Below are 18,034 nucleotides of genomic sequence, written 5' to 3' on the forward strand. Positions count from 1 at the left end.
TCTGATGTGCCGGGCACATGAGGGGATCCAGTGAGCTCATGACGAGCTCACTGGGGCCTTAGGGTGCAGGACGAGGGGCAACCTTAACGGCGCTGCTTAGTTTTTGAGCTTCGAAGATTTTTGCGTAGCCCGATTGTAGGCAGTCGTATTGGTACATTGTTCTGAGCAGCCAAAGTTTCTGCCAAAGAGCGTCGTCCATTACGTGCTCTGTAACGTTCAATTTGAGCAGGGCTGCTTCACGCATATCTATGACGGATCCGTGGGAGTGGTAGTGCCCCCTGGTCGCCATTTTCGATATCGTTTCATTTATATCTTCCGGCCCCAGATGCGACATCATTCCTCGCGATAGAAGCTCGCGCGCAAGTTTTTCTGTTTGACCGCGAGTAGTGGAGGCGAGCTGGTACTCAATCGGGTTGAACGAGCCCGGAGGCGCATTGAGAATGAAATCTACAGGAACCCCGTTGTAGAACGGATCAATTGGGCCCAATTCCGATTCAACACCCATCATGATTGTCGAACCGCACATGGCGATTACCGTGCCATTGCTTTTTGCTCGTCTGGGAACGATAACCCGCAGGTTTGGAGCCGCCTGCTGAAGCAGGGAGCAGATTTTCTCAGTCGGATCGGTATAGCCGCCGTTGGTCTCAAGCAGTAAGTCGATTGGCTTTCCGAGGGAGCCTCGCAGTAACTCTGCGAAAAGCACATCGTCGCCCATATCGATTTGCGCGCCTGATTGCTCGCATTCGGTGAAATAGACGATGAGATCGCGACCGGTATCTTCCTGAATGTCAGCGATAAGCTGTTGACGAAGATACCGATCTTTATGCGTGACCCAAAATAGCGGCGACTGCGGGGGAAGCGTCTTAGATCGCGGAAAGCAGTCCGGCATGGCGTCGAACTTCCTGTTCATCTTGAGTAGTGTGATTTTCACCAAGGGCGAAAATGGTCTGTCCGGCGTTCATCCGCTCACTAGCGCGACGAATAGCCTCGTAGGGGTCACGGCTGGCTGGCGAGGTAACCTCGTCTTTTACAAGGGCCTGGTCTGTTCGGGTTCCGAACAAATTTCGCGCCTGAACCATCGCGCTTGATTCACTAAAAAATACGCTGGTCATAAGCTGCTCCTTTCAGAAGATCAGCGGTGCACGTAACCAATGCAAGTTATCCACAGGATACGCACATTGCTTACACAAAGTGGCTCGCGATTATCGCCACGTCAAGCCCGCTGTCAAATTATTAATTCGTAGAAAATCGCGTTAGGACGGAAACGCTGAGAAAGCCTGAAGGTTCATTCGACGGATGGTCGTATGGGGCATTCGGCAACGCGAATCATCGTTTTCGATTTAGTACCGCTTTTCGATCATCATTAAGCTGTTCATATATACAGTAGTCTGGTTTTTACAAGCTTGTCGAGTTCGATTTGATGAAGCGTTGGATCAGCCGAACAGCGAACCCGGGTTGAGGCTAGCGTCGGTGCTGGGGATTAGGGCAGATTTAGGGAAAAACGTAGGCCGCCGGAGACCGTTATGGGCTTGTTCATATAACCAGCGCGCTTGATTTTATTGGCCTCTACGGAGTGCGCATCGTCAGAAAGAAAGCGATTCCCTATCCACGCCTTAGCTCAAAAATATATCCAACGGTTGCATCGATCGGTTGAGTCCACAGCCGTTTTCTGAGCCTCGTTTAGCGGTTGAACTGCCAGGGTTTACCTAGGCGATGAGTGAGTGCTTGTACGGTCAGCAAATAGTAATAGCGCGTCGATTCAGTACGCTGATTTAGGTGGCGATTTAAAAACCACGCAAGGTGTTTTCTCTGCCAAGTCCATGGATTGTCGCGTTGCCAGCGCTCAGCGATTGCTGTTTGGATAGCCTTTGCCTGACGAAGGTGGCGTTCGCGTGTGGTATGCGACCCGCTCAAGACTCCTGAAAGGAACAACTCCATATCGAATGCCGTGCTCATGCTCGACCACCAATGTAAGCCGAGACCACGCCGATACGGCGGTGTCCTAGCTCATAGCTGATTTGCAGTCGGGCATCCTGATCTAGGCGTCGGTCGAGTTGATAGCAATGGCCACCGTTGATGGGCGCAGGATGCTGCGTGATTTGCTCATAGCGTTCGCACGCAAAAGATGCCCGCAATTCGTGGAAGCCTTTGAGGTGGTGCGTATGGAGGATATCCCGTGCGAGGCGGACTATCCCCCGTTGGAAATCTAGGTAGCTTTCATCCGGTGCAAGCAGGTTGCGGCTACCGTCGGGCGAGGCCTGATGGGCGAATGCCAGGGCATTGCGGATGTGATCGTTCACCGTGATCCATCGAGGTGCCGACGCACCTTCGCGGCCCCCTTTGGTGCCATCCTGGATGTTCATCTTGCCGTAGTGTTCTGCCTCACGTTTTAAACGCGGTAGGTCCGCCAATATGGCCTCGCGTAAGCGCATGCCGGTGGCTCGCGCCAGCTGAGCGATGGCCGCCGCGCGCGGCATTTGGTGTTCGCAGAGCACGTCGACGATCCGCTTCACCTGTTCGCGGTCTTGGCCTTGCGGAACCGAGCAGCGAACACTGGTGCGCCGCATTCCCAACGCCTTGCTCGGACTCGGCACTTTCACATATTGATCACCGCGAAGCGCGGCCATGGTCCGATTCACACTGGACAACCGGTTTTGCGCAGTGGCGATGGCCAGCTCACCTTGTTCAACTTGTTGGCGCAGATGTCCGGCGTAGTCCAACAAGGTCCGCCGATCAATCTGCCGCGCATCGTTAAACCCCGGCCCATTCTCCGAGCGGCACCAACGTACAAATGCCTGCCAGCGATCACTGTGCGCCTTGACCGTGCCGTAATGCCCGCCGCCAAATAGATCTTTCAGCGCCTGCGGCCCGGCATAACTCAGTTGCCGGCCATAGCCAAAATTGCGCCCATCCCGTCTACCGACCAATGCCATGATCGAACTCCTCTCGAAGCCAAAACTTTAAAACCTTCCCCACGTCATCCCGCCAGGAATGTTGAGTGTTATCAGGGATCAAGGCCCCTGCGGCCTGTGAGGGTTGTCCACTAACGCGGGACTGACGGCTCCTTACGACCGGGAGTTTGGGCATCTCATGATCTGGCCTCCTGAACACTTCCGAAGAAGTGGGCGGGTGGAGGCTGCACTGGCTGACGAGACCAATGCCGTGAGAACCTGAGTCGGGTGAAGGCAGTGAGGCGATGACCGGGGCATGCCTGACTGTCAGTCAGGTGCAGTCCATTCCCTGGGCTGCGGCACCACCATCTGCATCGCTGTTGCTAGTGACTTCGGTGTTTGTCACGCCGATTGTCACGAGGGGAAATGCCGCAATGCCTTGTACGAGGTGGGCTGCAGCAGTGGTAGGAGCGCCCGTCTCTTTCCGGGAGAAAGAGACGGGCGCAGGTTGGCTCAATGAAATGGCCAAGCGGATAGGTTGCTGCAGGGCAGCTATGAAAGGGGGAAGTTGCCGCAGTGGGCACATTGGTAAAAGTAGGCATCCATCACATCGCTGTGACCGTGCGAGCCGCCGGACGCTAATCGCACTTTGGGAGAACCACCACGGTGTGGCGTAGCCTTAAAGGTTCTGGCTACCTGGGTTGCTGTCAAAGACAGCGCTTTGCCCGATCTTTTCTACGCCTGTGGATAATTCGGGTCAAGGCTCGAATTTTCGGGAATTCTGCGGCTGTGGATGAAATTATCCACCGGTGGAAATCTATGGTTTTCCACAGACAATTTGCGTGGGCTTTAGATTTTTTAAATGAGGTCCATCCAAGCAGGGCGGCTTTGCAGCCCCGCTTGGATGGACCCGCGTGGAGGGGCGGACAACGGTGATCTCACAGGCTTACCCACGTTTGGATGCGCCACGGCTATTTTGTAGGGCTGTGATGTTGTCGCCGACTGGGTGAGCGAATTCGTGGGGCGTCACATGCCCATGGCGGTTGGCGTCGATGTAGTTGCTCCACCACGCCATGATTAGCCTACGCTGTTCGAGGAATTCAGCCTTGTGGATATACGCGGCGCGCACACGGTTGCGTTCCTTGTGGCTCATTTGTCTTTCGATGGCTGCGTCGGTCCATAACCCGGACTCCAGGAGGGCGCTACAGGCCATGGTCCTGAAGCCGTGGCCGCATACGTCCTTGCTGGTGTCATAGCCGACGTTACGGAGCATGGTGTTCACCGTGTTCTCGGACATGGGCTTCCAGTACTTGTGGTCTCCCGGTAGCACTAACTCTGAAAAACGACTGAGGCTTCGCAGGCGCTCCAGTATTTCGATGACCTGCGGCGATAGCGGAACCATTTGAATGTCGCCGTTCATCTTGGTCCCGCGCGTGGAGTTACGTACCCCTTCAATCGGTGCGCGTGTATCGGGGATTTCCCACATGGCGCGTTGGAGGTCGAACTCACTCCATCGCGCGAAGCGTAGTTCGCTGGAGCGGACGAATACATGCAACGTCAACAGGACGGCAAGGCGCGTCAGCTCGCGACCGTTGTAGTTGTCGATGCGTTGTAGCAGTTCGGGTAGGCGGTTGAGGGATAGGGCGGGGCGATGGACTGTGCGCGGCGCGTGAATCGAGCCTGCCAGATCCAGTGCAGGATTCATGGTGATCTGCCGAGCCCTTTTGGCCCCGCGCATGATGGTGGATAAGTAGTTCTGTACCCGTAACGCCACATCCATGGTGCCGCGTTCCTTGATGCGCTGGGTGATCTCTAGCAGGTCATGGGTATCGAGTTCAGCGATGGGTCGTTGGCCGATCAGCGGGAAGACGTGGGTACGCAGTCGGCTCATCACGGTTTTTGCGTGTCCTTCGGTCCAGCGGCGAGACATATCGGCGTGCCACTCCAGGGCAACGGTTTCGAAAAGCAGTGCCGCCCGCTGGGCTACGATCTTGGCCTTCTTCTTTTCTTCCATTGGGTCGAGGTTGTCGAGCAGCAACGCCTTGGCTTCGTCTCGCTTACGTCGTGCGACGGAAAGGGTAACGATGGGGTAATTGCCGATGATGAGCGTACCTTCCTTGCCGTTGGGCTTGGTGTACTTCAAGCGCCAGGTCTTCACGCCATTGGGTTTGACGAAAAGGTACATGCCTCCGCCGTCGAACAGTTTGTAGGCGCGTTCGCGGGTTTTGGCGGTGCGGCATTGCAGGTCGCTGAGGGGGATCGCAAGACGTGGCATAGGGGTACGCTTTCCTGACCGGGAAATCGCAGTACCCCTAACATACCCTTGGGGAAGGGGGATTTTGTTGGTTCCCGACAGAGGGTCCTGGAACGAAAAAACCCGCCAAAGGGCGGGTTTTCGGGGCTTCCAGAGCATTCGGTGGAATGCAATGGAGCCTAATGTGGTGCCGGCACCAAGAGTCGAACTCGGGACCTACTGATTACAAGTCAGTTGCTCTACCAACTGAGCTATACCGGCGTTATGGGCGACGAGTATACCCGGATGTTTGAGCTTGTAAACCCCTGATAACAGACTATTTTTCGAAGTCTTTCAGCAGGCGTTCGACGGGCTTGCAGGTTGGCGTAAAAACCTTAATTCAAACACGGTGCCTTGAGCGTCGCTGCGCACCTCTACGTCGCCGCCATGCAGCTGCATAATCGAGCGCACGATGGCTAAACCCAGCCCGCCCGAATCACCCGGTGCTGCCCGTGAGGGATCAACCCGGTAGAAACGGTCGAACAGTTTATCCAGGTGTTGCGGGTCAATCGGGGGGCCGATGTTATGCACGCCCACCCACTGATGATGGGGATCGCTGCGGCTGATTAATTGCACGTTTGAACCCGCTTCGGCATGGCGCACGGCATTGGCCATCAGATTGCTCAGCGCCCGTTGTAGCAGGTGCAGGTCGGCCGTCAGCGATCCATGCAGTTGGTTGCCCAGGCGTAGCTGACGGTCTTCGGCCAAGGCTTCGAAGTAGTCGCACAGTTCGTCGCCCATCTCACGCAGGTTCAGTGATTGCAGGTTCAGCGGGCGTTGGCCGTGTTCGGCCCGGGCCAAAAACATCAGGTTTTCAGCCATGCGATTCAGGCGTTCGTATTCTTCGATGTTCGACGCCAATACGTCCTGATACTCGGCCGGGCTGCGCGACTGGTTCAGCGCCAGGCTGTTGCTGCCCAGCAAGTTGTGCAGCGGTGTACGGATTTCATGGGCCAGGTCGGCCGAGAACTGCGACAGTCGCTCAAAGCTGCCTTCAAGGCGCATGAGCATGGCGTTGAGCGCCTGGAGCGGTTCTTTGAGTTCAGTGGGCACGTTATCCACAGGCATGCGCTGGTCGAGGCTGCGCGGGTTGATGCCGCGCATGGCCTGCGTCAGCTCGCGCAACGGTCGCAGCCCGCGACGTAATAACAACCAGCCCAGCCCCCACGCCAGCAACCCGCCCAGGATCACCGCTGCGTATAAACGCAGGCGATAGCTGGCGAGAATGTGTTCGCGCTCATCCAGGCGTTTGCCCACGGTGATGCTCAAGCTTTCGCCCGCCGGGCCTTGTGCCATACCGGCGAGCAAGGCCAGCGAGTCGAGGGTCTGGATGTCGTCCCGCGCAGGCGCCCGGTCCAGAGTAATGGGCTGCACTTGCGGCAGCACCTGCCGGTGCGGGTTGATGGCGATGACCTGACTGGCGTCCTGACGTTTGACCACCAGCACGCTGTCCTGATTGCCCAGCATGTTCTGATACAGGCGCGGGCGCGCTTGCAGGGCCGTGAGGCTGTCGCTGTCATGCAACAACGCACGCATCTGCTCCAGGCGCCCGAGCAGGGCCTGATCGTCGCGAAACGCCAGCTCCGCGGCCAGCGAGCGGTACAGAAATACCCCGATCACACTCAGGACCAGCGCGCAGGTCAGCGCAATCGCCAGTGCCAGACGCCAGGCAATGGATTTACTCATCCGCGGCTTCGAGTTGATAACCCACGCCGCGCACGGTGTGGATAAGTTTTGGCATGTACGGGTCGTCGACTTTGGAGCGCAGGCGGCGCACAGCGACTTCGACCATGTTGGTGTCGCTGTCGAAATTGAGGTTCCACACCTGCGAGGCGATCAAGGTGCGCGACAGCACTTCGCCCTGACGGCTGGCGAGCAACTGCAACAGGGCGAATTCTTTATTGGTCAGGCTGATGCGCTGACCGCCCCGGCTGACACGGCGGCGCAGTACGTCGATTTCTAGGTCGGCGATGCTGTAAGACTCGGCTTCACGCATCGGGCCACGGCGCAACAAGGTGCGCACGCGGGCCAGCAGTTCGGCGAAGGCGAAGGGTTTGAGCAAGTAATCGTCAGCACCCAGTTCAAGCCCGCGCACGCGGTCTTCGATGGCATCTTTGGCGGTCAGAAACAGCACCGGGGTCGCACCGCGCTGGCGAATCAATTGCAGCAATTGCCAGCCGTTAAGCCCCGGCAGCATCACGTCGAGGATGATCAGGTCGTAGTCTTGCTGCTCAATAAAATAACGCCCGTCCAGACCATTCAGCGCGACATCCACCGCAAAGCCTGACTCTTTGAGGCCCTTGGCCAAAAAATCGGCGGTCTTGGCTTCGTCTTCCACCACTAACAAACGCATCGCACACCTCAATCATTCGTCTGCACAGGCTAGGCGCCTTCGCGGGCATTGCCTATTACAAACTTGTAATCCAACTGACGGGGTTCTGACGAGGTGCAGCCGTTAAGGTGGCCTCATTCGTTCAGGAGCTTGCCCATGATGCTGAAAACCTTGCTGTCAGGCGTTGCCATGACGCTCGCCGTCACGGCCCATGCCGCGCCCACACTGGTGCGCCATGCCGATCTTGATTTGAGCACGGCGCGGCAATTGGCCGATGACACGTTGCAGCACTGCACCGGCGCGTTAAGCGTGCTCGATCGCGGTGGCAATACGTTGGTGGCCCTGCGCCCGGAAACCGTGGGGCCACATAACTTATTGGCCAGTCAGCGCAAAGCCTATACCGCGCTGTCGACCAAAACCCCGACCCGATTGTTTGCCGAACGGGCACGCAATAACCCTGAAGCGGCCAACCTCAATTCCATCCCCGAACTGTTGCTGTTGGGCGGTGGTGTGCCGCTGTTTGCAGGCAGCGAGTTGGTGGGCGCATTGGGCGTGGCCGGGGCTGGCGGGGCTGAGCAGGATGAAGCCTGTGCAGTGCAGGCCGCGCAAGCATTGGGCCTGACTATTACGCGTTAATTGTGATGACTTGGAGGATGAACGATGAAAACTTTACGCATGACCCTGGCCGCTGTGGGCCTTAGCGCTGTGTCCAGCCTGGCGCTGGCGGCGGCTAACCCCTTGAGCGTGCATGTGTTGAACCTTGAAAACGGCTTGCCGTCGCCGGGTGTCAACGTGACCCTGGAAAAACACGTCGCTCAAACGTGGCAGCCGCTGGCGCAGGGCGTGACCAACGAACAAGGGCGAATCAGTGAACTGTTCCCGGCCAAACAGGCCCTGGAGGCGGGCGAATACCGCGTGGTGTTTAAAACCGGCGAGTACTTCAAAAAGGTTGGCCGCGACACGTTCTTCCCGGAGATCCCGGTGATTTTTGAAGTGAAAAATGTCGAGCAGCATTACCACATCCCGCTGCTGCTCAGCCCCTACGGGTTCTCGACGTATCGGGGTTCGTAGGTTTCGCAGGTTGCTGCGCCAGTAGCATCAGGTTGCGCGGCGTCAGGTGGGTGTCGCAGAACTCACCCACTTGCACGTCATAGCCGTTTTCGCTCAGGTATAACGCCCGATCCAGCACCAGCCACAGCTCTAAGGGGCGTCTGAACAGGCCGCGTACCAGCTCCAGATTGCGCACCTGCGCCAGCCGTTGCCATCCCGCCGTCTCCAGCGCTGGCCAGTCTTCGGTGCCGGTTGTGGATAAGTTTTTCAGCGCCGCCAACGCCTCGCAATACAGCGCGAATGGCTTGTTCAGCCAGGTGCTGGGCAATGAGGGTGTGGATAAGTATTCATCACACTGCCGCACGTGGCGCTGCCACAGATCAAACCCCAAACGCCGCGCCATCGACTCGTCGCGTTGGCGGCGTACCCGTTCGCCTGCGGTCACGGTTTCGCTCATGGGCAAACTCAGATCGTCACGCGATAACCTCAAGCCCGAAGCACGAGCGGCTGTGGATAACGGCTGATAGTGCGTGGCGCTGATGCGGTTGTAGCAGCAGGGCGATAGGGCAAGTTGTCCACAGCCTGCGGCGCTGGCCAGTTGCAGCAAGCGCACATGCAAGTCGCCACAGGCATGCAGCGCAACCGGGGTCATGTCGGCCGTGAGCTGCGAAGCGGCCTGAGGCAACAGCACATCTTGCTGCACATGCCGGGCACTGAGGGCGTGGCGCTGGCTGAGTTGCTGTCCGGCCTCGATCAGCGCCGGGTCGTACTCCAGGCACGTCAGTTGTTGCGCCTCGTTGACTAAACGGCGTCCCAAATGGCCTTTGCCTGCGCACCAGTCCAGCCAGTGCGTGGGCGTGCGGGTGAAGGTCAGGCATTGGGCGAACGCTTCGATCTGTTGCCATTTGCGCCCCGGCACGTCGACCTGCAGGCGCGGGGGTGCGCTTGTAACGGGTCGCGTGGTCAAGGCACCCACGGTGCTTAAGGCGTGCGAGGTGGCTGCCCATTCAGGGAACGGCGCCGGGGCGGGCAGGTGGTGGGGGCGGTTGTGGCTGGCTTCGGCGTGTTGCAACGAACGCTGGCGCAACCACTGCGCCAGCTCGGGGTGATGCGCCTCCCACGGCATATTCAGCGCAGTGAAGGGCCGCGGGCGCCACAGGTGCTGGTGCTGGCTTAAAAAGGCATCCAGTGCCTGGAAGCGGGCGAGCAATGACTCGCCGCGCAACACGCCTGGCTCACCGTCCTTGGCAGGCATCGACGCGCAACCAGCGCTCCAGCAGTTTGAAGCCCTGAATCAGCACAAACGACATCACCAGGTAGATCATCCCGGCAATCAGGAACATGTCCACGGTTTGATACGTACGCGCAATGATGGTGCGCGTCATGCCGGTCAGCTCAAGCAAGGTCACGGTGCTCGCCAGCGAGCTGGCTTTGAGCATCAGGATCACTTCATTGCTGTAGGCCGGCAGACCGATGCGCGCAGCGCGTGGCATGACGATATGCACCAGGGTTTTGAAACGCGACATGCCCAGCGCGCGTGCGGCTTCGATCTCACCCGGCGGGATGGCCTGAATGGCACCGCGCAGGATCTCGGCAATGTAGGCCGCCGTGTGCAGGGTCATGGTGATGACCGCACACCAGAACGGGCTGCGCAGGTAGGGCCACAACACACTCTCGCGCACCGCTTCAAACTGTCCCAGGCCGTAATAGACCAAAAACAGTTGGATCAGCAGGGGCGTGCCACGGAAGAAAAAGATGTACGCGTACGGCAATGAGCGCACGTACCACAGCTTGGACGAGCGGGCGATGCCCAGCGGGATGGCCACGATCAAACCGGCAATCACCGACAGCGCGGTCAGCTCCAGCGTCAGGGTCGCGCCCTGAATCAGCTTGGGCAGCCACTTGAGGAAGAGTTCCCACACCATTACGTTCTCCTCACGAAGCCGCGCGCCGCGCGTTTTTCAAGCACGTGCATCGTGCCCATGGCCAATACGGTCAGGCCCAGGTACATCACGGCGGCCACCATGTAGAAGGTGAACGGGTGTTTGGCGAAGGTCACGGCGTTTTGTGCCTGACGCATGATTTCTTCCAGACCAATGACGGACACCAGCGCGGTGTCTTTCATCAGGATCATGAACAGATTGCCCAAGCCTGGCAGGGCGATGCGCCACATTTGCGGCAGCACCAGCTTGGTAAAAATACGCGGTTTGGACAGGCCCAAGGCCAGCCCCGCTTCGCGATGGCCTTTTGGGATGGCCAAAATGGCACCGCGAAACACCTCGGTGGCATAGGCGCCAAAGCACAGGCCCAGTGCGATCACCCCGGCCGCGAAGGCGCTGAGGGTCAGCTCGGGCATGCCAATGACTTCGCCAAGGGCGCGCACGGCATTCACGCTGCCGAAGTAAATCAGCAACACCCACAAAAGCTCCGGCACACCACGTACCAGCGTCGAATAAGCACCGCCCAGCCAGCGCACGGGCTTGTAGGGCGAGGTTTTGGCCAATGCACCGAGCAGCCCGAGCACAAGGCCCAGACACAGCGCAGTGAGTGCCAGTTTGACGGTCATCAGCGCACCGGCGGCAAGCGCGGGGCCGAATCCGTATAAGTCGATAGTCATGGGTTAGGCAGGCTTTGCTAGGGACCGGCGGCGCCCGAAAGCGCGCCGGTCAGGCAGGTCAGTAGATGCTGAACGGGAAGTACTTGTCGTTGATCTTTTTGTACGTGCCGTCTTCAACGATCTGCTTGAGGGCCAGGTTCAGCTTGGCGCGCAGTTCGTTGTCGCCTTTACGCAGCGCGATGCCGACCTTGTCATCTTCGTTGACCGGCTCACCCTTGAACTCGTAGGCCTGGCCCGCCGGGCTTTTGAGCCAGTCGAAGTTGGCGTACTTGTCAGCCAGCAACGCGTCTACACGGCCCGAGGTCAGGTCGAGGTAGGCGTTTTCCTGAGTGTCATACAACGAAATGGTGGCGTCAGAGCCCAGGTTGTCATCCAGCCAGGTCGCGGCCTGGGTCGAACGCTGGGTCCCCAGCGCCTTACCCTTCAAGGATTCAACATCGGTTTTGAAGTCGACTTTTTTAGGGGCGATGAACTGCTGCTTGTTGGAGTAGTACGGGTCGGTGAAGTCGACGGCCTGTTTGCGCTCGTCCGTGATCGACAGCGAAGACACGATGAAGTCGTACTTTTTGGCGTTCAGTGCCGGGATGATGCCATCCCAATCGGAGGTGACGATTTCACACTCGGCTTTCATCTTGGCGCACAAGGCCATCGCGATATCGGGGTCAAAACCGACCACTTCACCGCTGGCGTTTTTGTTATTGAACGGAGGGTAAGCCCCTTCAATGCCGACTTTGTACTTATCCACAGCCAGGGCGTTGGCGCTGAACACCAGCGTGGCGGCAGCGGCCAGAAGAAGCTTTTTATAGTTCTGCATGCGTGTTGCTCCGTTAGCGGTTGCTGGACATGAATTGTTTGCAGCGCGCTGAAACCGGGTTATCGAAAACCTGTTCAGGCGACCCTTGCTCTTCGATCAGGCCCTGGTGCAAAAACACCACTTCGCTGGACACCTGACGGGCAAAACCCATCTCGTGGGTGACCAACAGCATAGTGCGGCCTTCCTCGGCGAGTGCGCGGATCACACTTAGTACTTCCTGGACCATTTCCGGGTCAAGTGCCGATGTCGGTTCATCGAACAGAATCACTTTGGGTTGCATGGCCAGCGTGCGCGCAATGGCGGCACGTTGTTGCTGGCCGCCCGACAGCTCGGAGGGGTAGGCATGGCGTTTGTCAGCGATGCCGACCTTGGCCAACAGCGCTTCTGCCACCTCAATGGCCTCGGCTTTGCTTTGCCCCAGCACGCGGCGCGGCGCCTCGATGATGTTGTCGAGGATGCTCATGTGCGGCCACAGGTTAAAGTTTTGAAACACAAAACCCAATTCACTGCGCATGCGGTTGATCTGCTTGCCATCGGCAGCGATCAGCTCGCCATTTTTAGCCTTTTTCAGCTTGAGCTCTTCACCGGCCACCAGGATCTGGCCTTCGTGCGGGTTTTCTAGCAGGTTGATGCAGCGCAGCAGTGTCGACTTACCGGAGCCGGAAGAACCCAGGATCGAGATCACGTCGCCGTCGCGTGCGGTCAGCGAGATACCTTTGAGTACCTCAAGCTCGCCGTAGCGTTTGTGCAAATTGCGGATTTCAAGCGCGGGCGTGGCCAAAGCCATGTGCGGTCCTCATTGTGTTCGGGTGCGATCCTGCTATTGGGCGGCCGTCCTGGCGAAGGCCAAGCTAGCATAGGGTCGCAAGGGCAACCAACTGCCTCACTGGCACAAAAAAGCTTACGGGTGGCTGTGGGTCGCATTGCGACAGCAGACTGTCGCGTAGACAACAACCGACCCCGTGTTTCGCCGTTCGGCCAGACAGGTATCGCGTAAAAAAGGTCGCGATGGTGCCAGTTTTGGCCCCTCGTTGGAAGCACGAACCTACTAAAGGTCAAAGATGCGCACCGGTTTTGGGCCTGTGCGGCACAAATGAGTAATTTTGGTGCGTTTGGGCGGGTGTAACTGAGTGTTACGGTAACAAATTGATTGAAAGCCTTGCGCTAAAGCCATCACGATTTTTTTAGAACGGCGTTGCAGCCCGCGTAAAACGGCACTTTGTCACATTTTGGCGCACTTATTGCGTCAAGGATTCGAAACGCCTGTGTTGGTTACTTTTTACGAACGTCAACACAGGTGCTCGGAATGGCTTCAATAAAAGGTAGTCGCAATGAGCAATACGCAGTCTTCTAACCACTTGGAGCAAGGGCTCAAACCACGGCATGTGACCATGCTGTCGATTGCCGGCGTGATCGGCGCCGGTTTGTTTGTAGGCTCCGGCCACGCGATTGCACAAGCCGGTCCCGCCGTGCTGCTGGCCTACGCCGCCGCCGGTACGCTGGTGGTACTGGTGATGCGCATGCTGGCCGAAATGGCCGTTGCCTCGCCCGACACCGGTTCGTTTTCCACCTACGCCGACCGTGCCATCGGGCACTGGGCCGGGTTCACCATCGGCTGGTTGTACTGGTGGTTCTGGGTGTTGGTGATTCCACTGGAAGCCAACGCCGCTGCCACCATCCTGCATGCGTGGTTCCCGGACACCGCGATTTGGGTGTTTACCCTGGTCATCACCTTATTGCTGACCGCCACCAACCTGTTCAGCGTCAAGAACTACGGCGAGTTCGAGTTCTGGTTCGCGCTGGTCAAAGTGCTGGCGATCATTGGCTTCATTATTTTGGGTGTGTTGGCCATTTTCGGCTTCTTGCCCAACAGCCAGGTCAGCGGCGTGTCGCACCTGGTCGACACCGTGGGCTTTATGCCCAACGGCATGGGCGCCGTTCTGGCGGCCATGTTGACCACCATGTTCTCGTTCATGGGCACTGAAATCGTCACCATCGCGGCGGCCGAATCCAAAGACCCGAGCAAGCAAATCACCAAGGCCACCAACTCGGTGATCTGGCGCATTGGCCTGTTCTATCTGGTGTCGATCTTCCTCGTGGTGGCCCTGGTGCCCTGGAACGACCCCGGCCTGGCACAGTTCGGCTCCTACCAGACCGTGCTGGACCGCATGGGCATCCCGAATGCCAAGCTGATCGTCGACATCGTGGTGTTGATTGCCGTGACCAGTTGCCTGAACTCGGCGCTCTACACCTCCTCGCGCATGCTGTTCTCCCTGAGCAAGCGGGGCGATGCCCCGGCGGTGGCCAAACGCACCAACGCCAGCGGCACGCCTTACTGGGCGGTGATGATGTCCACCGGCGCAGCCTTCCTGGCGGTGTTCGCCAACTATGTCGCGCCTTCGGCGGTGTTTGAATTCTTGCTGGCCAGCTCCGGCGCCATTGCCCTGTTGGTGTACCTGGTGATTGCCGTGTCGCAACTGCGCATGCGTCAAAAACGGACCGTGCTGGGCGAGAAAATCGAATTCAAAATGTGGCTCTTCCCGGGCCTGACCTGGGCGGTGATCGTGTTCATCGTGGCGATTTTGACCCTCATGCTGTTTCAAGAAAGCCACCGGGTCGAGATCATGGCCACCGGCCTGCTGAGCATTTTTGTAGTCACGGCAGGCTTGCTGGTAGCCCGCCGTCGGCGCCTTGAAAGAATGGGGGCACCCGTACTCAACTGAAGCCAGGACGGCTTGAACGGCTGAGTACAACCCGGGCCGCCATCGTGTCGTGATGGCGGCCTTTTTTTGCGTTTGAAAACGGTGAGCCACTGACCGTTGATCACTATCTGCCTGCTTTTTCTCACTGCGTGGGAATCGTATTTCAGCTAATGAGAAACTGCGTGCACCATGCAGCCAAGAGCATGGGGCCAAAAATGAACGACAACACGCCAACGGATCGCCTGCTGCACATTCTGGTCACGCTGGGGCAAGCGGGCGAAGCCATCTCCGCCCGCGCCTTGTCCGAGCAACTGGGCCAGCCGCTGAGCAGCACCTATCGTCATCTCAAAACCCTGCTGCGCTGGGGCCTGGCTGAAGAAAACGGCCAAGGCCGCTATTTGCCGGGGCCTGCCTGTTTGCAACTGGCGAAAAAATTCGACCGCGAAGCCGTCCTGGTCACCTTGGCCAAGCCTGAACTCCGGCGCCTGGCCGAGTTGAGCCAGGAAAGCGTGGCGCTGATGGTGCCCAGTAACGGCCAGGCGATTTGCATTGAGCTGGTCGACAGCCCGCAGCCCTTGCGCTGCTGTTACCAAAAAGGCCTGGCCCAGCCGTTGTTGGTGGGCGCTTCGGCCAGAGTGTTACTGGCGCATATGGATCCAGCCCACAGCCTTGCTTTACTGCACAGCCAGGGCATCGAAGACGAACCCTGCGCCGATTACCTGCGCAGCTTTGTGGCGATCCGGGCGCAGGGTTACGCCGTGAGCGTGAGTGAAATCGACGATGGCATCTGGGGCGTCAGTGCCCCGCTGATCGACAGCCGCCAGCGCCTGCAAGGCGCCATCAGCCTCATGGCCCCGGCCTTTCGCGCACACCCGCGCAGCGAGCGCCTGATCCGTTGGACGCAGGACATAGCCCTGCGCCTGAGCGCCCGACTGGACTGACTGTAATGGGAGTTTTTGCATGACCGTTGTACCTGACATGACCCTGTGGACCGGGCGCATTGACGCCGCCGAAGGGCAAGGCGCGTTGCGCTGGCATCAATGGATCAAGCCGCTGGCGCCGGGCCTGCCCACGGGCGCGGCGTTGATTGGCCTGGCCTGTGACGAAGGAGTGAAACGCAATCAGGGCCGAACCGGCGCGCGCCAAGGGCCACCCGCCTTGCGCAAAGCGTTGGCCAATCTGGCCTGGCACGGCACGGCGCCGCTCTACGACGCAGGTGACGTGGCATGTGCGGGCAGCGACCTCGAAGGCGCACAGCACACCTACGCGGCGCTGGTCAGCCACCTGCTGGAACAAGGCCACCTGCCGCTGGGGCTGGGCGGGGGGCATGAAATCGCCTTCGCCAGTTTCAGCGGGCTGGCCGACCACCTGCGCTGTCACACCGCGCCGCCGCGTATCGGCATTCTCAATTTTGACGCGCACTTTGACTTGCGCCATAGCGAGCAAAGCAGCTCCGGCACGCCCTTTCGCCAGATTGCCGAGTATTGCCAGCGCGCGAACATGCCGTTCGCCTATTGCTGCCTCGGCGTCAGCCAACTGAACAACACCCAGGCCCTGTTCGACCAGGCCCAACGGCTGAACGTGCGTTACCGCCTCGACCGGCACATGAACAGCTGGGACATGCCTGCCCTGGAAGCCTTTTTGGATGACTTCCTGAGCGGCGTCGATCACCTGTACATGACCATTTGCCTGGACGTGCTACCTGCCAGTCAGGCGCCGGGCGTCAGCGCGCCGTCGGCGCACGGGGTCGATATGCAGATCGTCGAGCACCTGGTGCGCCGCGCCAAAGCCAGCGGCAAATTGCGCATGGCCGACATCGCCGAACTCAACCCGGCTCTGGACATCGACAACCGCACTGCTCGCATTGGCGCGCGCTTGCTCGCCAGCCTGATTGATTAAGTTTTTTGCTCATCCCTGAAACCGCTTGTTGAATCATAAAAAAAAGAGAAATTCGCCATGCTGACATTTCAACTGGATGCGTTGAGCACCCTCGCTCTCGCGTTGCTCTTGCTGGGCCTGGGCGCCCAACTGAAAAAACGCAGTTACTGGCTGCGCCAACTGTGCGTACCAGCCCCGGTGATTGGCGGCTTTGGTTTTGCCTTGCTGATCTGGTTGCTGCGTGATCGCCAACTGCTCGACCTGACCCTGGACACCAGCCTGCAAACGCCCTTGATGGTCGCGTTTTTCACCACCGTGGGGCTGGGCGGCAGCCTGGGCCTGCTGCGCAAAGGTGGCAAATTGCTGTTTATCTACCTGGGGGCGTGCTGGGGGCTGGCGCTGGTGCAAAACGTGGTGGGTGTGAGCGTGGCCAAAGTGCTGGGCATCGACCCGCTGCTGGGGATCATGGCCGGAGCGGTCTCGCTGGAAGGCGGTTTTGGTGCTGCGGCGGCCTTTGGACCGATTGCCGAAAACCTCGGTGCTGTGGGCGCGACCACCGCGGCACTGGCAGCGGCTACTTTCGGCATGGTGGCGGGCGGCTTGCTTGGCAGCCCGCTGGCGCGCTGGTTGATCGAGCGCAACACACTCACGGTCAAGGCAGAAGCGGTGGGCAACCTCAAAGCCTTCGAAGACGTGGTGCATACCCCGCCTGCTGCTCTGGATGCACCGACGCTGCTGCGCTTGCTGACCTGCATCGTGGTCATCATGGTGCTTGGCTTTTGGCTGGGTGCCAGCTTGCAACAACATTTAGGCATCGTGTTACCCAGCTATGTGGGCGCGATGTTCGTCGCGATCATCTTGCGCAACCTCAATGACCGCACCCAGGCCGTTGACATACCCGACCACGCCGTTAGCACTATCGGCGACGTCAGCCTGGGCATGTTCCTGACGATGGCCATGATGAGCCTCAAGTTTTGGGAGCTGGAAAAGCTCGGCATGCCACTGCTGGTGATATTGGTGGTGCAAGTGGTGATCATGCTGTTGCTGTGCGTCTTCGTGTTGTTTCGCCTGTTTGGCGGCAACTATGACGCTGCCGTGTTGTGCGCAGGCTTCATGGGGCACGGGCTGGGTGCAACCCCCAACGCCGTGGCCAACATGGGCGCGATCTGCGACCACTACAAAGTGTTCTCGTACAAAGCCTTCATCATCGTACCGCTGTGTGGCGCCGTGTTGATCGACATCGTGGCCATCCCGATGATCACCTGGTTTATCAACGCATTTAGCTAATGCCACAGTCGTCGAAAAACCATTCAACTCGGTGATTCAGGCATACCGCAGTCATCAGATTTACGAGCGCTGCGCACTCGATCGCAGCCTCGTGCCTCGTCAGCGGCTACACAAAAAACGCCAACATGTAGTCGCTGACGAGTAACACGAGGCTGCGATCGGCGGCAAAG

18 protein-coding genes and 1 tRNA gene are annotated in these 18,034 nt (G+C 58.8%); 6 read left to right on the top strand and 13 right to left on the bottom strand.

Annotation, left to right across the window (positions count from 1 at the left end; all coding sequences use genetic code 11):
• Positions 1-58 precede the first annotated feature (58 nt).
• The 8 genes from AP059_RS06225 to AP059_RS06255 all read right to left on the bottom strand — a co-directional run bounded on the left by AP059_RS06225 (position 59) and on the right by AP059_RS06255 (position 7,537).
• Positions 59-889, bottom strand: coding sequence for an SDH family Clp fold serine proteinase (locus tag AP059_RS06225; RefSeq protein ID WP_059762287.1), 831 nt, complete (start codon positions 887-889; stop codon positions 59-61).
• Positions 864-1,112 carry a hypothetical protein gene (locus AP059_RS06230; RefSeq protein WP_059762288.1) on the bottom strand — a complete coding sequence of 83 codons (249 nt, stop codon included), beginning with the start codon at positions 1,110-1,112 and terminating at the stop codon, positions 864-866. The genes AP059_RS06225 and AP059_RS06230 overlap by 26 nt, the downstream gene beginning before the upstream one ends.
• A gap of 568 nt (positions 1,113-1,680) precedes the next feature.
• Positions 1,681-1,956, bottom strand: coding sequence for a hypothetical protein (locus AP059_RS21945; protein ID WP_082706755.1), 276 nt, complete (start codon positions 1,954-1,956; stop codon positions 1,681-1,683).
• Positions 1,953-2,933 (bottom strand): integrase domain-containing protein, encoded by a 981-nt coding sequence (locus AP059_RS06235; RefSeq protein ID WP_059762289.1) that lies wholly within the window; start codon positions 2,931-2,933, stop codon positions 1,953-1,955. Before AP059_RS06235 ends, AP059_RS21945 begins: the two co-directional genes overlap by 4 nt.
• Before the next feature lie 904 nt (positions 2,934-3,837).
• Complete coding sequence (locus tag AP059_RS06240) at positions 3,838-5,166, bottom strand: tyrosine-type recombinase/integrase (RefSeq protein ID WP_059762290.1); 1,329 nt, start codon at positions 5,164-5,166, stop codon at positions 3,838-3,840.
• Between the two features lie 164 nt (positions 5,167-5,330).
• A tRNA-Thr gene (locus AP059_RS06245) sits at positions 5,331-5,406 on the bottom strand.
• A gap of 72 nt (positions 5,407-5,478) precedes the next feature.
• Positions 5,479-6,870 (bottom strand): heavy metal sensor histidine kinase, encoded by a 1,392-nt coding sequence (locus tag AP059_RS06250; RefSeq protein WP_059874956.1) that lies wholly within the window; start codon positions 6,868-6,870, stop codon positions 5,479-5,481.
• Positions 6,863-7,537 (bottom strand): heavy metal response regulator transcription factor, encoded by a 675-nt coding sequence (locus tag AP059_RS06255; RefSeq protein ID WP_048364648.1) that lies wholly within the window; start codon positions 7,535-7,537, stop codon positions 6,863-6,865. The genes AP059_RS06250 and AP059_RS06255 overlap by 8 nt, the downstream gene beginning before the upstream one ends.
• A gap of 135 nt (positions 7,538-7,672) precedes the next feature.
• Here AP059_RS06255 and AP059_RS06260 point away from each other — a divergent pair, with 135 nt between their 5' ends.
• Together AP059_RS06260 and uraH are read left to right on the top strand one after the other, a co-directional pair.
• Positions 7,673-8,152: a GlcG/HbpS family heme-binding protein gene (locus tag AP059_RS06260; protein ID WP_059761423.1), complete on the top strand. Its 480-nt coding sequence runs from the start codon at positions 7,673-7,675 to the stop codon at positions 8,150-8,152.
• A 24-nt stretch (positions 8,153-8,176) separates the two neighbouring features.
• A complete protein-coding gene (uraH, locus tag AP059_RS06265) occupies positions 8,177-8,587 on the top strand; it encodes a hydroxyisourate hydrolase (protein WP_048364646.1) in 411 nt (136 codons plus the stop codon).
• Here the strand turns inward: uraH and AP059_RS06270 are convergent.
• Genes AP059_RS06270 through AP059_RS06290 form a run of 5 tightly spaced genes read right to left on the bottom strand, consistent with a single transcriptional unit; the run spans position 8,550 to position 12,784 of the window.
• On the bottom strand, positions 8,550-9,821 hold the full coding sequence (locus AP059_RS06270) for a methyltransferase (RefSeq protein WP_059761424.1): 1,272 nt from the start codon (positions 9,819-9,821) through the stop codon (positions 8,550-8,552). The genes uraH and AP059_RS06270 overlap by 38 nt on opposite strands.
• The gene (locus tag AP059_RS06275) at positions 9,802-10,491 is read right to left on the bottom strand and encodes an ABC transporter permease (RefSeq protein WP_048364644.1); all 690 of its coding nucleotides are present in this window, start codon (positions 10,489-10,491) and stop codon (positions 9,802-9,804) included. The genes AP059_RS06270 and AP059_RS06275 overlap by 20 nt, the downstream gene beginning before the upstream one ends.
• The gene (locus AP059_RS06280; protein WP_059761425.1) at positions 10,491-11,183 is read right to left on the bottom strand and encodes an ABC transporter permease; all 693 of its coding nucleotides are present in this window, start codon (positions 11,181-11,183) and stop codon (positions 10,491-10,493) included. Before AP059_RS06280 ends, AP059_RS06275 begins: the two co-directional genes overlap by 1 nt.
• A 58-nt stretch (positions 11,184-11,241) precedes the next feature.
• Positions 11,242-11,997, bottom strand: coding sequence for an ABC transporter substrate-binding protein (locus AP059_RS06285; protein WP_059761426.1), 756 nt, complete (start codon positions 11,995-11,997; stop codon positions 11,242-11,244).
• 13 nt (positions 11,998-12,010) lie between these two features.
• Positions 12,011-12,784: an ABC transporter ATP-binding protein gene (locus AP059_RS06290; RefSeq protein WP_048364641.1), complete on the bottom strand. Its 774-nt coding sequence runs from the start codon at positions 12,782-12,784 to the stop codon at positions 12,011-12,013.
• Positions 12,785-13,328: 544 nt separating this feature from the next.
• On the opposite strand from AP059_RS06290, the gene gabP reads away from it, so the two are divergent.
• From gabP to gltS, 4 genes are all read left to right on the top strand, one after another.
• On the top strand, positions 13,329-14,720 hold the full coding sequence (gene gabP, locus AP059_RS06295; RefSeq protein WP_059761427.1) for a GABA permease: 1,392 nt from the start codon (positions 13,329-13,331) through the stop codon (positions 14,718-14,720).
• A gap of 194 nt (positions 14,721-14,914) precedes the next feature.
• Positions 14,915-15,640 (top strand): IclR family transcriptional regulator, encoded by a 726-nt coding sequence (locus AP059_RS06300; protein ID WP_059761428.1) that lies wholly within the window; start codon positions 14,915-14,917, stop codon positions 15,638-15,640.
• Between the two features lie 19 nt (positions 15,641-15,659).
• The gene (gene hutG / locus AP059_RS06305) at positions 15,660-16,598 is read left to right on the top strand and encodes a formimidoylglutamase (protein WP_059761429.1); all 939 of its coding nucleotides are present in this window, start codon (positions 15,660-15,662) and stop codon (positions 16,596-16,598) included.
• A gap of 57 nt (positions 16,599-16,655) precedes the next feature.
• Positions 16,656-17,864: a sodium/glutamate symporter gene (gltS, locus tag AP059_RS06310; RefSeq protein ID WP_059761430.1), complete on the top strand. Its 1,209-nt coding sequence runs from the start codon at positions 16,656-16,658 to the stop codon at positions 17,862-17,864.
• The last annotated feature ends 170 nt before the right edge of the window (positions 17,865-18,034 follow it).

The sequence above is a fragment of the Pseudomonas sp. TAA207 genome, assembly GCF_001529285.1.
GTDB classification, from domain to species: domain Bacteria; phylum Pseudomonadota; class Gammaproteobacteria; order Pseudomonadales; family Pseudomonadaceae; genus Aquipseudomonas; species Aquipseudomonas weihenstephanensis.

Excerpts from the sequence above, each read along its gene's own strand:
- AP059_RS06225 (WP_059762287.1), bottom strand. The coding sequence starts at position 889 with ATGCCGGACTGCTTTCCGCGATCTAAGACGCTTCCCCCGCAGTCGCCG.
- AP059_RS06230 (WP_059762288.1), bottom strand. The coding sequence starts at position 1,112 with ATGACCAGCGTATTTTTTAGTGAATCAAGCGCGATGGTTCAGGCGCGA.
- AP059_RS21945 (WP_082706755.1), bottom strand. The coding sequence starts at position 1,956 with ATGAGCACGGCATTCGATATGGAGTTGTTCCTTTCAGGAGTCTTGAGC.
- AP059_RS06235 (WP_059762289.1), bottom strand. The coding sequence starts at position 2,933 with ATGGCATTGGTCGGTAGACGGGATGGGCGCAATTTTGGCTATGGCCGG.
- AP059_RS06240 (WP_059762290.1), bottom strand. The coding sequence starts at position 5,166 with ATGCCACGTCTTGCGATCCCCCTCAGCGACCTGCAATGCCGCACCGCC.
- AP059_RS06250 (WP_059874956.1), bottom strand. The coding sequence starts at position 6,870 with ATGAGTAAATCCATTGCCTGGCGTCTGGCACTGGCGATTGCGCTGACC.
- AP059_RS06255 (WP_048364648.1), bottom strand. The coding sequence starts at position 7,537 with ATGCGTTTGTTAGTGGTGGAAGACGAAGCCAAGACCGCCGATTTTTTG.
- AP059_RS06260 (WP_059761423.1), top strand. The coding sequence starts at position 7,673 with ATGATGCTGAAAACCTTGCTGTCAGGCGTTGCCATGACGCTCGCCGTC.
- uraH (WP_048364646.1), top strand. The coding sequence starts at position 8,177 with ATGAAAACTTTACGCATGACCCTGGCCGCTGTGGGCCTTAGCGCTGTG.
- AP059_RS06270 (WP_059761424.1), bottom strand. The coding sequence starts at position 9,821 with ATGCCTGCCAAGGACGGTGAGCCAGGCGTGTTGCGCGGCGAGTCATTG.
- AP059_RS06275 (WP_048364644.1), bottom strand. The coding sequence starts at position 10,491 with ATGGTGTGGGAACTCTTCCTCAAGTGGCTGCCCAAGCTGATTCAGGGC.
- AP059_RS06280 (WP_059761425.1), bottom strand. The coding sequence starts at position 11,183 with ATGACTATCGACTTATACGGATTCGGCCCCGCGCTTGCCGCCGGTGCG.
- AP059_RS06285 (WP_059761426.1), bottom strand. The coding sequence starts at position 11,997 with ATGCAGAACTATAAAAAGCTTCTTCTGGCCGCTGCCGCCACGCTGGTG.
- AP059_RS06290 (WP_048364641.1), bottom strand. The coding sequence starts at position 12,784 with ATGGCTTTGGCCACGCCCGCGCTTGAAATCCGCAATTTGCACAAACGC.
- gabP (WP_059761427.1), top strand. The coding sequence starts at position 13,329 with ATGAGCAATACGCAGTCTTCTAACCACTTGGAGCAAGGGCTCAAACCA.
- AP059_RS06300 (WP_059761428.1), top strand. The coding sequence starts at position 14,915 with ATGAACGACAACACGCCAACGGATCGCCTGCTGCACATTCTGGTCACG.
- hutG (WP_059761429.1), top strand. The coding sequence starts at position 15,660 with ATGACCGTTGTACCTGACATGACCCTGTGGACCGGGCGCATTGACGCC.
- gltS (WP_059761430.1), top strand. The coding sequence starts at position 16,656 with ATGCTGACATTTCAACTGGATGCGTTGAGCACCCTCGCTCTCGCGTTG.